Raw genomic sequence first — 12,351 nt, 5'->3', positions numbered from 1 at the left:
GCGCGGGCCGCTCACTCCTGCGCGGGCAGACCGCGGAGCAGCGTCTCCAGAAACAGATCGAATCGGGGCGGGGACTGGCCGAGATCGTAGTCGGCGTGGTCGGCACCGATCCATCGCACGACGCTCAGCCCGTAGATGTACCAACTCTGCTCGGCCATCTCGGGACCGGCGCCCGCCGCCCGGAATGCCGTGATGACCTGACCTCGCAGCCGTTCGAACGACTCGGGATTGTGTCGATGAGGCGCTGCGACGTGGGCGGCGTAGCCGGGCACGGCGAGGAATTCGTCGTGCATCCGCCAGGCGAGGTCGCGCAGCCAGTCTCGCCAGTTCGACGTCGTCGGTTCGGCGGTCGGTAGGACGCGATCGACCATCTCTGCACTGATCAGGTCGAACAACCCGTCCTTGTCGGGCACCCACCGGTACAGGGCGGAGTGGGACACGCGCAGTGCCGCGGCGAGTTCGCGCATCGTCAACGTCCGCAGATCCGAGCGCATCGCGGCCTGCACGATCGCTTGACGGTTGAGTCGGGCCGGTCGGCCCGGAGCCGGAGTCGATTCGCGCACCTGTCAGAGCGTACTTGCCCGGGGTGTCCAACCCCCTTGCATAATTAGTGACCAATGGTTACTAATTACTTAGGCTTACCTATTCGCGAATGAGATCAGGAGTCGCCATGCCCTCGTATCCGCCGTACTCGCCGCCGCTTGACGGAGCGTCGTTCCTCGACGGGCTCGCCTGATGTGGATCGTTCTCGTGCTCGGTGCGGGAGCCGCGCTGCTCGGCAGACGTCTCGATCTCCGCCACGACGACGGTCGACCGACCGAACGCGCCGTCCGGCTGACCGGTCCCGTGCTCGTCCTGGCGACGCTGTCCGTCGCCCTCGCGCAGACCGTGGTCGTGTCCGTCCTCGGCGACCTCGCCGTCGAATCGGGAACGGACCAGGTCGGTGCGACCTGGCTGCTCACCGCATTCATGTTGGCGTCCGCGGTCGCGACACCCGTCGGCGGCCGTCTGGGGGACATGTTCGGTCACCGGGCCGTCATCATCGCGGGACTCGTTCTGCTCCTGATCGGCAGCGGCATCGCGGCGCTCTGCATCGGTCGGCACTGGTACGGCGGAGTCGTTGCGGGTCGGGTGGTGCAGGGTCTCGCCGGCGGGGTGTTTCCGTGCGCGTTCGGTTATGCGCGCGACATGTTCCCGCCGGACCGCTTGTCGCGGATCGTTCCGGTGTTGAGCGCAGTGTTCGGGGTCGGAGGAGCCCTCGGCATGGTCGTGGCCGGACCGTTGGCCGATGCGCTCGATGTGAGTGCACTGTTCTGGGTGGTCGGAGCGTTGGCGGTGGTCGGACTCCTCGGCGCGGCGATGCTGCCGTCGAGTGGGAGGACGACGAGCGTCGGCGGTGTCGACCTTCCCGGAGCCGTGCTGTTCGGAGGCGCCCTGGTCGCGCTGCTCCTCGCCGTCAGTCAGGGCGGGGCCTGGGGATGGTCGTCGAGTGCCGGCCTGGGATCGTTCGCCGCAGCCGCGGTCTGCGGTGCCGCGTTCGTGATCGTCGAACGGAGGGCCGACTCGCCGTTGATCGATCTGCGGATACTGTTCGGTCGGTCCCTCGCGGGTCTGAACGCTGCCTCGATCGTCATCGGTGCGGGAATGTTCGCCGCGGTCACGCTGATTCCGCTGTTCGCGCAATCGGACGGCTCCGGCTACGGATTCGGTTTCGGGCCGTCGGCGACGGGGCTGCTGATCGCGCCGATGGCCGTGTGCATGGTGCTCGCGGGGCCGATCGCTTCGCGCCTCGCCGATCGGATCGGCGCGCGGGGCGTGTTTCAGATCGGTGCGCTCCTCGCCGCGGCCGGTCTGACGCTGCTCGGTGTCGCCCACACCGATCCGATCGAGGTCGCGGTCGGCGGTGCTGTTCTCGGTGTCTCGTACGGTCTCGCGTTCGGCGGGCTGGGAACTCTCGTCGTCGCGGCGAGTCCTCCAGACCAGACGGGAGCCGCGACCGGCGCCAACACGGTTCTTCGCACCGTCGGTGGTGCGATGGGGACAGTCATGGCCTCGTCGATCCTGGCCGCGAGCGCGGCGCCGCCCGGTCCGGCGACGGAGGCGGGGTATCGATGGGCGTTCATCACCGCCGGAGTCGTCGCGGGGTCGGCGGCGTTGGTCGCGGTCGCGGTACCGGTCCGCAGATGACGACGCAGGGATCCTCCCGTCCGGCGGGAGGATCCCCTGCGTCTGCGGCGGGTCGTCGATCAGTGAGCGACGGCCCCTTCGGCGCCGACTCCGGTCAGTGAACGGACCTCCATCTCGGCGTTCTTGCCCGCGTCGCCGCGGTCGCGCGAGGTCAGCGTGCCGACGATGCCGAGGACGAAGGCGAGCGGGATCGAGATGATGCCCGGGTTCTCCAGCGGGAAGTATGCGATGTCGATGCTCGGAATCATCGCCTTCGGCCCGCCCGACACGGCCGGTGAGATCACGATCAGGACGATGCACGAGATCAGGCCGCCGTACATGCTCCACAGCGCGCCACGGGTGTTGAACCGACGCCAGTACAGCGAGTACACGATGGTCGGGAGGTTGGCCGACGCCGCGACGGCGAACGCCAGAGCGACGAGGAACGCGATGTTCTGGCCGTTGGCGAGGATGCCGAGGACGATGCTGACCAGGCCGAGCACCACGACGGTGATCCGCGAGACGCGCACCTGCTGTCTGCCGGTCGCGTTGCCGCGTTTGATGACCGACGCGTAGATGTCGTGGGCGAACGACGCCGACGCGGTGATCGCCAGACCGGCGACGACGGCGAGGATGGTGGCGAACGCGACCGCCGACACTATGCCGAGCAGGACCGTGCCGCCCAGTTCCAACGCGAGCAGCGGGGCCGCGGAGTTCTCGCCGCCGGCGGCGCCGAGGATCCTCTCCGGTCCGACCAGCGCCGCGGCGCCGTAGCCCAGCACCAGGGTGAACAGGTAGAACAAGCCGATCAGGGTGATCGCCCAGACCACCGAGCGGCGAGCCTCCTTCGCTGTCGGGACCGTGTAGAAGCGCATCAGGACGTGCGGCAGACCGGCGGTGCCGAGCACCAGGGCGATGCCGAGCGAGATGAAGTTGATCTTCGACGTCGTCGACCCGCCGTACTTCGCGCCCGGCGCGAGGACGTCGCGACCGGCCAGGGTCTCGTCGGAGGAGCCGGTGAACATGCTCTGCGCGTCGCCGAGCAGGTGCGACACGTTGAAGCCGAACTTGACCAGCACGATCGCCGTCATCACGACGGCGCCCGCGATGAGCAGGCACGCCTTGATGATCTGCACCCAGGTGGTGCCCTTCATGCCGCCGATGAGGACATAGGCGATCATCAGCACGCCGACGATGGCGATGACGATGTTCTGGCCGGATTTGGAGTGGATGTTGAGCAGCAGCGAGACCAGACCGCCGGCGCCCGCCATCTGCGCCAACAGGTAGAACAGTGATACGACGAGGGTCGACAGGGCCGCAGCCATGCGGACCGGGCGCTCCTTCAGTCGGAAGCTCAGCACGTCGGCCATCGTGAAACGGCCTGTGTTGCGCAGCAGTTCGGCCACCACGAGCAGGGCGACGAGCCAGGCGACGAGGAAGCCGATCGAGTACAGGAAGCCGTCGTAGCCGTAGATGGCGATGGCGCCGGCGATGCCGAGGAAGCTGGCTGCGGACAGGTAGTCGCCCGCGATCGCGATGCCGTTCTGGGGGCCGGAGAAGCCACCGCCCGCGGTGAAGAACTCCGAGGCCGACGAGTTCTTCCGGCTGGCGCGAATCACCACGGCCATGGTGACCACGACGAACGCGATGAAGATAGAGATGTTGACGGCGGTGTTGCCGACCGATTCGGTGTCGGCCGCGAGGTTCACGAGGCTCATCGGGTTCCCTCCGTGTACACGCCGTCGACGAAGTTCTGCCGGACCTCGTCGGCCTTCGGGTCGAGATCACGGCCGGCGAACCGCACGTACAGGCCGGTGATCACGAACGTCGTGACGATCTGGAGCAGACCGAGGATCAGACCGACGTTGATGTTCGCCCACACCCGGGTGCCCATGAAGTCGTGTGCGAACGCACCCAACACGACGTAGACGGCGTACCAGAGCAGGAAGAACGCGGACATGGGGACGATGAACCGCAGGAGTGTGCGGCGCAGTCGTGTGAACTCGGGGCTCGCTTGCGCGGCGAGGAACTCCTCGGGTGTCGGTTGCAACCGCTCGGTGGGCGGGGGTGCCTGTTCGGACACTGCTCACTCCTTCACATGTGAGTCGACGGTGATTCGCATGAGGAGAAGTGTGAACGAGACTCGGGTCACATGGCGTGCTCGGATGTGACTCGGGCGACGAGGCTGATCGGGTATGCGGTGAACGGTCGAACGGCGCCGACGAACGGTGAACGGCACGGTGGATTCACGGGGTTCGTTCCACGCCCAGCCCGAGCCGTTCGGGCACGTGCATGGCGGCGAAGATCCCGGCCACCCCGGACGGTACGGACGCCCGCGTCGCGAGACTGACCGCGATCATCGTCGCGAACGTCAAAGGCACCGTCACCGCGGCCGGATAGTCGACGATCGCCGCAGGCCAGCCGGCCGCAGCGGCATCGTCGACCACGCCGCTCACCACCAGGACGACGGCCGTCGCCGAGGTGATGCCGCCGACGACGAGACCCGCCGTCGCGCCGACGGCGGTGAGCCCGCGCCACCAGATGCCGAGCAGCAGCAGCGGGCACAACGTCGCCGCCGACACCGCGAACACCAGGCCGACCGAGCGCGACAGGTCCAGGGTGCCGGCGCCGAGCGCGAGGCCGACGGGCACGAGTCCGCCGATCAGCGCACTGATCCGGAAGCTCCGCACCCCCGCGGGCAGCAGATCGGTCGACATGACGCCCGCGATCGACACCAGCAGGCCCGATGACGTGGCCAGGAACGCTGCGATCGCGCCCGCGGCCACCAGCGAGCCGAGGACGGCTCCCCACCCGCCGCCGATCGCCGCGGTCGGCAGCAGCAGCACCGCGGCGTCGGTGTTACCGGTGGTCAGCACCTGTGGTGTCCAGATGCGCGCGAGCGCGCCGAGCACCGTCGGGAACAGGTAGAACACCGACAGCGCCGCGATCACGTTCAACGCGGTGCGGCGAGCCGCTCGCCCGTCGGGGTTGGTGTAGAAGCGCACCAGGACGTGGGGCAGACCGACCGCGCCGAGGAAGGTCGCGACCATCAGGGAGAGGACCTGGTACAGCGGATGGTCGCCGCCGAGTCCGCCGCCGGAGGCCGCCCACTGCGCTCCGGTCTGCGGCGCGTCGGACACGACCGGGGTCGCCGAGCCCGCCGCGAGCCGCACCGTGGAGCCCTGCTCCACGACGACGGTGCCCCGCGCCGCCGGGGCGCCGTCGATGCGCACCCCGATCGGATCGTCGACGGTCACCGACACGGTCCGCTCCACGCTGATCGTGGTGGCCGTCTCGACTCGTGGCGGCAGCGGTTCGCCGAGGCGGTCGTCGCCGTGCAGGAAGAGCACGGCCAGGGCGAGTGCGGGGACGGCGATCGCGGTCAGCTTGAGCCAGTACTGCACGGCCTGCGCGAAGGTCACCGAGCGCATGCCGCCGCCGACGACGTTGCCGATCACCAGCAGTCCGATCGCGGTGACGCCGATCCAGGGCGGCAGTCCGAGCAGGATGTTCAACGACAGACCGGCGCCCTGCAATTGCGGCACCAGGTACAGCACGCAGATGCCGACGACGACGATCATCGCGACCTTCCGTGCCCGCGTCGAGGCGAGACGGAACTCGGCGAAGTCGGGCACCGTGTAAGCGCCCGATCGACGCAGGGGCGACGACACGAACAGCAACAGCGCCAGGTATCCGGCGGTGAACCCGATCGGATACCAGAGCGCGTCGGCGCCGTACTTGGCGACCAGACCGGCCACACCGAGGAACGACGCGGCCGACAGGTACTCGCCCGCGATCGCGGCCGCGTTCCAACCGGGGCCGATGCTGCGGGAGGCCACCAGGAAGTCGGACGTCGACCGTGCCCCGCGTCCCGCGTACGCACCCGCGGCCAGGGTGCCGAACGCCGCCGCCAGAACCGCGATGATCGTCAGCACCGTGATCGGCGCGGTCATCGTCGCCCCGCTGATCGAGCCCTTCGGCTCCGCTCGGGAGAACCGGACTCGAGATCGTCGTCGGTCAATCGCTCGAAGTCGCGTTCGGCCTGTTCGGCCCAGCGGATGTACAGCCGCCCGGCGAGGTAGAGGATCGGGTAGGGGAGCGCGCCGAGGACGATCCAGTTGAGTCGGACACCGAACACGGTGGCGTCGGCGAACGGGTCGACGGTCGCGCCGAGAACGGGCACGGCGACGAAGATCGCGGCCACGACCAGGCCGAGTCGCAGCGCGAGACCGAGCTGTGCGCGGACCAGTCCGCGGACGAGGTGCTCGCCGACGCCGCTCTGCTGGGCCACCTGCACGCGCGTGCGGACCATGCGGGCGCCGCGTCGTTGCGAGAGGACGACCCGCTCGCGCTGCGGACGGTCGGGCACGTCAGCCGCCCGTGCCGCGGATGGTCCGCATCGGGTCGCGTACCAACCGGTCCTTCAGCTCGCGGACCTGGCGGCGGCTCACCGGAAGCTCCACGGCCGGCGAGACCCCGTTGGCCTGCACTCGGACCATGGTCGACGCACCCGCCGACCGCAGACCGGCCACCATCGACAGACTCACCAGGTAACTGCGGTGCACGCGCGCGAAACCGGCGGGCCGCCACCGTGCCTCGAGCGTGGACAGGGGCACTCGCACCAGATACGAGCCGGTGTCGGCGTGCAGGCGCGCGTAGTCGCCGACGGCCTCCACCCAGGAGATCGCGTCCCGGCGTATCAGCGAGGTGACTCCGCCGGATTCGACCGGAATCACCTCGTCGGCGTCCGTCGACGGAGCGTCATCCGGGGCGGACTCGTCTCCGCGCGGCGAACGATGCGCGACGATCCGGTCGATCGCGCGCGCCAGCTGTTCCTCGCGGAGCGGCTTGAGCAGATAATCGATCGCACCGACGCCGAACGCCTCGACCGCGCGGTCCTCGTGCGCGGTCACGAACACCACGGGCGGCGGATCGGCGTATCTGGCCAGCACACCGGCCAGTTCCATACCGGACAGCCCGGGCATCGAGATGTCGAGGAAGGCGGCGTCCACCCGATGGTCGCCGAGTTCGCGCAGCGCCGAGGTCGCATCGGATGCGGTGGACACCGTCGCGACGGCATCGTTGCGGTTCAGCAGGAACGCGAGTTCGTCGAGGGCGGGCGCCTCGTCGTCGACGGCGAGGACGGTGAGTCCGGTCATCGCGGGTGCGGCTCCCTTCCATCGGCGGGCGAGTCGACGCGCACCCCGGCGGCGAACTTCGGGATTCGCATGCTCACCTTGGTGCCCGCGCCGACGGCGGTCTCGACTACCAGACCGTAGTCGTTCCCGAATGCCGAGCGCAGACGTTGGTCGACATTCGTCAATCCGACATGGGCGCCGTCCGACTCGGCCGGCCCCGCCGGATCGAGTGCGTCGATCGCCCCGGAGCGCAGCAGTTCCGGGTCCATGCCGATCCCGTCGTCGTCGACGCTGAGCAGACAGTCCGGTCCGGCGTCGCGCGCGACGATGCTGATGGTGCCGATCCGTCGGCCGGCCATCCCGTGGCGGACGGCGTTCTCGACGAGTGGCTGCAACGCCAGGAAGGGCAGGACGACGCCCAGCACCTCCGGCGCCACCTGGAGCTTCACGGTGAGACCGTCGCCGAACCGGGCGCGTTCGAGAGTCAGGTAGCGATCGATGTTGCGCAGTTCGTCGGCGAGCGGCGTGTACTCGCCCGCCGCACGGAACGAGTATCGGGTGAAGTCGGCGAAGTCGAGGATCAGTTCGCGTGCCCGATCGGGATCGGTGCGCACGAACGACGCGATCGTGTTCAACGCGTTGTAGATGAAGTGCGGGCTGATCTGGGCGCGCAGGGCCAGGACTTCCGCGCGATCCAGACGTGCCCGTGACGCGTCGAGTTCGGCGAGTTGGAGTTGGCTCGCGACGTACCGAGCCACCTCGGTGATGGTGCCGATGGTGCCGGGACGCGGTTCGTCGCGGATGGCGACGACCAGGACGCCTGCGACGATGTCGTCGGTGAGCAGCGGCGCGGCGAGCAGCTGCCGGATCGGCGACGCGGCGCCCGCCGGGTCGCTCCGCACGCTCGGATGCCCTTCGGTGAGCGCCGCCGCGGCGAGTTCGGCGGCCGCGTCGACCATCGGTCCGGCCGCCAACTCGCCGTCGCAGGCGAGGAGTTGCGTGTCCGGTCCGTACAGGGCGACGCCTTCGGCGCCGGTCAAGGTGCGCAACGGCGCGATCGCGGCGGCCGCCGACTCGTCGGTGAGCCCCCGGCGGAGCGGCGCCGCGGCGAGCGCGGCGGTGTGCAGGGTGTCGTGCACGGCGCGTTCGGCCGGTGTGGACACCACCCGGCGGGTGCGCAGCGCGACGACGATCGCCGTCGCGGCCACCACGACGCCGACCACCGTGATCGCGATCAGTTCGCCCGACATGAGTGACGAGCGTATCGCGGTGCGGGTCGCTCAGTGGGCGACGTGGGTGCCGAACGTCCTCCGGTGGTAGGTCAGCGGGGACGCTCCGGGATCGATCGATGCGTCGGCGACGGCGCCGACGATGATCCGGTGATCGCCGCCCGGCAGATCGTCGGCCACCGTGCAGGGCAGCCACGCCGCGCAGTCGGCGACCCGCGGCGTTCCGGCGCACCGGTGCCATCCGATGTCGGCGAACTTGTCGACTCCCTTCGTCGCGAGCGACATCGCGATCGAAGCCTGCGCGGCGCTCAGCACGTTGATGCTGAAGGCGCCGGTGCGGCGGATCAACGCCAGCGTGTCCGAGGTGTCGGCGAGGGCCACCGCGATCAGCGGCGGCGTCATCGACAACGACATGACGGCGCTGACCGTCGTGCCGTGCGCGCGCTCGTCGTCGAGGACGCCGACGACGGTGACCGGCGCGCACAGATTCGCCATCGCCTCGCGGAACTCGACGGCGAGCGTCGCGTCGACCCGCATCATCCGGCGAGTCCGGTGGCCGCCCAGAACGCCTCGAACGACGACGGCACCATGTCGGCACCGCGCACCACGCGGCCGTCGATGAAACGGTGGGCCATGATCATCTCGATGTCGAGTTCGTGTTCGCCCAGCTTGCGGTAGGCGCGGATGGTGGCGACGACGATCTCGTCGCCGTACGACGACGTCGCGACCACCTCGTTGCTCGACGCGTCGAGCTGGGCGAGCACGCCGAGTCCGGCCAGGAACTCGTCCTTGGTGTACACGCGCTGAGTCCCGTCGAACGAGAACCCCGCCCAGGTCATCGAATCGTCGTACAGCGCGAGAAGCGGAGCCGGATCTCCGGCGTCGGCGGCGGCGAAGGCCTGAGTGAGGGCGTCGGCGTTGGGGTTCGACATCGGTGGTCTCCATCTGTGTCGGGTCTGGGGAATCCGTTGACCAGTCCACTCTGGCGTGTGGCCGAGCTCACGGATAACCGTCGGACTACGTGGTCGGGCTACCCGTCCGAACAGACCACGGGGTCTACCTCGTCGGCGCAGTTCAGAGGTGTGGAGGCCCCGTATGCGGAGATCGCCGACGGGGGTGCGGGGCGGCCGGATCGACACATCTTGACCCCCACGGTTGCACCGTCGTCGTCTCAGGAACCATAGTGAGCTGCATCTCATCCGGGAGAAGGGGTGCAGTGAACGCCGACGAATGGGCGCAGATCCGCCGATGCCACGACGATGGCGAATCGATCAAGGGGATCGCCGCGCGTCTGGGGATGTCGCGGAACACCGTGCGCCGCGCACTGTCGCTGCCGTCGCCGCCCGACGACCATCGTCGGCATCGGGGTTCGGTGGCCGACGACGCCGATCGGGCGATCCGCGACGTCATCGCTCGCGAACCCGAGGTGACCATCGCCGAGATCGGTCGGCGCATCGACTGGCAGCATTCCCGCACGCTCCTCGCCAGGAAGGTCCGGGACGTCCGCGCGGAGAATGCGGTGGGCGCCGTGGCGTCGGGCTCCCCGGGTCTCCCCGGACAGACGACGAGCTTCGTCGGACGCCGTCGCGAACTGCGTGAGCTGCGGTGTCTGCTCGGCGAGTCCCGGCTGGTGTCGGTGGTCGGCCCCGGCGGCATCGGAAAGAGTCGGGTCGCGCTCCAGGCGGCGGAGGAGTTCCGTCGGGCGTTTCCGGACGGCGTCAGGTTCGTCGAGTTCGCCTCGGTGCGCAGTGCGGACCTGCTGAGCCAGACGGTGTGCGACGCGCTCGCCCTCGAGACGCGCGCGGCGTCGGACGTCTCGGCCGACGACGCGCTCATCGCCTATCTTCGCGACCGGCGGATGCTTCTGGTGTTGGACAACTGCGAGCACGTCGTCGACGGTGCGGCCGAGCTCGCCGCGCGGCTGCTCGAACAGACCGGCCGACTCCGGATCCTGGTGACCTCGCGTGAACTGTTGGCCGTGCCCGGGGAGAACGTCTTTCACCTGCAGCCGCTGCCGATGGCCGCGGACGGTGCCGGCGCACCGGAGCTGTTCGCGCGTCGGGCGTCGGCGGTGCTGTCGGGATTCGAACTCGACGAGCAGAACGTGGAGGCCGTGCAGCGCATCTGCGAACGACTGGACGGTCTGCCGTTGGCGATCGAGCTGGCCTGTACTCGCCTGAGCGTGCTGTCGGTGCATGATCTCGCGGACTACCTGGATCGACGCATGTCATTGCTCGGCGTCACCTCGCGCGATCTCGCGCCGCGCCATCGGAGCCTGCAGGCCACCGTCGACTGGAGCTACGAACTGTGCACGACGCGTGAGCAGCTGCTGTGGCAGCGGGCCGCGATCTTCGCCGGGGGATTCGACCTCGACGCGGTCGAGGCCGTGTGCACCGACGACGCTCTGCCGGCCGAGGACGTCCTCGACTGTGTGTCGGCGCTCGTCGCGAAGTCGGTGCTGATCGGGGAGTCGAGCGACGGGCGGATGCGATTCCGCATGCTGGAGACCATCCGCCAGTACGGATGGGGAAAGACGCCGAGGCACGAGCAGCACCGACTGCACGCCCGCCTCCTCGACTGCTGTACCCGGATGATCGTCGACTCCGACGAGCACTGGTACGGCCCGGATCAACTGGCCAAGGCGACCGTCGTCGGATCCAATCGGGGAAACATCCGCGCCGCACTGCATTGGGTGATGACGACCTCCGGCGATCCCGACGCCGTCGCCGTCGCGGCCGAGGCGCTCGGCAGCGCACGGTTCCTGTGGGCGTGCGGGATATCGATCCGTGAACACCGCATGTGGCTGACGCAGGCCCTCGAGCTCGACGGGGTCGACGCCCGCGCCAAGGGGCGGATCCTGTCGGTGCTCGCCCTGGTCCAGACGCTGCAGGGCGACCGGGACGCGGCGGAGTACAGCGTGCTGCGCGCCCGCGAGATATCGGCCGGGCTCGATCCGGTGACCGACGCGTTCGCGCAGCACACCGCGGGCCTGCGTGAGTTCTTCGCCGGCGACGTCGGCCAGGCGCGGGTGCTGCTCGACGAAGCCGAGACGCGATACCGCGTCATCGGCGGCGGACCCGCGCTGCTGGCGACGTTGCAGGTGCACCGGGGAATGCTGCTCAGTGTGACCCAGGACGTCGATGCGGCCGAGGCCGCCTTCACCGAGGTGCACGACGGCTCCGCGGCGATCGGCGAACGTTGGTTCCACGCCTACGCCACCTACGGGCTCGGCCTCGTCGCGTTGCTGCGCGGGGAGGAGGACGCCGCGGCCGAACTCGCCACCGAGGCGCTCAGCGGCCACCGCGACTTCGGCGACGTCGTCGGCACGACGCTCATGACCGATCTCCTCGGCTGGGCGCTGGCCGCGCGCGGAGACGGTCGCCGGGCCGCCGTCGTCCTCGGCGCGGCCTCGGCCATGTGGGGATCGGTCGGCAGGCAGCTGTACGGATCCGAACGGTGGAACGCGATGCGGACCAAGGCGCTCGACGACGCCCGCCGCCACTGCGGGGAGGGGGTCTTCGATCGTGCGTGGACGGCGGGAACCGCGATGTCGGCCGCCGACCTCGACGAGTTCCTGTTCGATCGCCAGGTGTCCCCGGCGCCGGACACCGACGACGACCTCCGTCTCGCGGGGCTGTCGCCGCGCGAGAGGGAGGTCGCCGATCTGGTCGCCGCGGGAATGACCAACCGGGAGATCGCCGAACGCTTGGTGCTGTCGACGAGGACCGTCGAAGGGCACGTGGAACATCTCCTCGGCAAACTCGGTCTGACCCGCCGCACCGAGGTCTCCGCGGTGGTCGGCGCGGCGTAGTCCCGCC

The 12,351-nt window shown here is 69.5% G+C and carries 11 protein-coding genes; 2 read left to right on the top strand and 9 right to left on the bottom strand.

The features are described 5' to 3' along the window. Positions 1–11: 11 nt before the first annotated feature. On the bottom strand, positions 12–563 hold the full coding sequence (locus BKA16_RS22220; RefSeq protein ID WP_183372743.1) for a TetR/AcrR family transcriptional regulator: 552 nt from the start codon (positions 561–563) through the stop codon (positions 12–14). Positions 564–735: 172 nt separating this feature from the next. Between BKA16_RS22220 and BKA16_RS22215 the strand changes: the two genes are divergently transcribed. Beyond that, positions 736–2,187 carry an MFS transporter gene (locus BKA16_RS22215; protein WP_183372742.1) on the top strand — a complete coding sequence of 484 codons (1,452 nt, stop codon included), beginning with the start codon at positions 736–738 and terminating at the stop codon, positions 2,185–2,187. 59 nt (positions 2,188–2,246) lie between these two features. On the opposite strand, the gene BKA16_RS22210 is transcribed toward BKA16_RS22215, so the two are convergent. The 8 genes from BKA16_RS22210 to BKA16_RS22175 all read right to left on the bottom strand — a co-directional run bounded on the left by BKA16_RS22210 (position 2,247) and on the right by BKA16_RS22175 (position 9,465). Then, a complete protein-coding gene (locus BKA16_RS22210) occupies positions 2,247–3,884 on the bottom strand; it encodes a solute symporter family protein (RefSeq protein ID WP_183372741.1) in 1,638 nt (545 codons plus the stop codon). Continuing rightward, on the bottom strand, positions 3,881–4,249 hold the full coding sequence (locus BKA16_RS22205; protein WP_183372740.1) for a DUF485 domain-containing protein: 369 nt from the start codon (positions 4,247–4,249) through the stop codon (positions 3,881–3,883). The genes BKA16_RS22210 and BKA16_RS22205 overlap by 4 nt, the downstream gene beginning before the upstream one ends. Positions 4,250–4,412: 163 nt before the next feature. Then, on the bottom strand, positions 4,413–6,119 hold the full coding sequence (locus BKA16_RS22200) for a sodium/solute symporter (RefSeq protein ID WP_183372739.1): 1,707 nt from the start codon (positions 6,117–6,119) through the stop codon (positions 4,413–4,415). Beyond that, positions 6,116–6,478 (bottom strand): hypothetical protein, encoded by a 363-nt coding sequence (locus BKA16_RS22195; RefSeq protein ID WP_221247645.1) that lies wholly within the window; start codon positions 6,476–6,478, stop codon positions 6,116–6,118. The genes BKA16_RS22200 and BKA16_RS22195 overlap by 4 nt, the downstream gene beginning before the upstream one ends. A gap of 58 nt (positions 6,479–6,536) precedes the next feature. Next, complete coding sequence (locus tag BKA16_RS22190; RefSeq protein ID WP_183372737.1) at positions 6,537–7,325, bottom strand: LytR/AlgR family response regulator transcription factor; 789 nt, start codon at positions 7,323–7,325, stop codon at positions 6,537–6,539. Beyond that, entirely contained in the window at positions 7,322–8,554 is a 1,233-nt protein-coding gene (locus tag BKA16_RS22185; protein ID WP_183372736.1) for a sensor histidine kinase, read from the bottom strand. The genes BKA16_RS22190 and BKA16_RS22185 overlap by 4 nt, the downstream gene beginning before the upstream one ends. 30 nt (positions 8,555–8,584) lie before the next feature. Then, positions 8,585–9,073, bottom strand: a complete 489-nt coding sequence (locus tag BKA16_RS22180; protein WP_183372735.1) for a flavin reductase family protein — start codon at positions 9,071–9,073, stop codon at positions 8,585–8,587. Beyond that, positions 9,070–9,465 carry a nuclear transport factor 2 family protein gene (locus tag BKA16_RS22175; RefSeq protein WP_183372734.1) on the bottom strand — a complete coding sequence of 132 codons (396 nt, stop codon included), beginning with the start codon at positions 9,463–9,465 and terminating at the stop codon, positions 9,070–9,072. Before BKA16_RS22175 ends, BKA16_RS22180 begins: the two co-directional genes overlap by 4 nt. A gap of 89 nt (positions 9,466–9,554) precedes the next feature. On the opposite strand from BKA16_RS22175, the gene BKA16_RS22170 reads away from it, so the two are divergent. Then, positions 9,555–12,344: a LuxR C-terminal-related transcriptional regulator gene (locus BKA16_RS22170; RefSeq protein ID WP_343067581.1), complete on the top strand. Its 2,790-nt coding sequence runs from the start codon at positions 9,555–9,557 to the stop codon at positions 12,342–12,344. Positions 12,345–12,351: the final 7 nt, after the last annotated feature.

The organism is Gordonia humi (genome assembly GCF_014197435.1).
GTDB lineage: Bacteria > Actinomycetota > Actinomycetes > Mycobacteriales > Mycobacteriaceae > Gordonia > Gordonia humi.
Note: the sequence above shows the minus strand (reverse complement) of the source record. Positions and strands in the feature narration are given on the sequence as shown.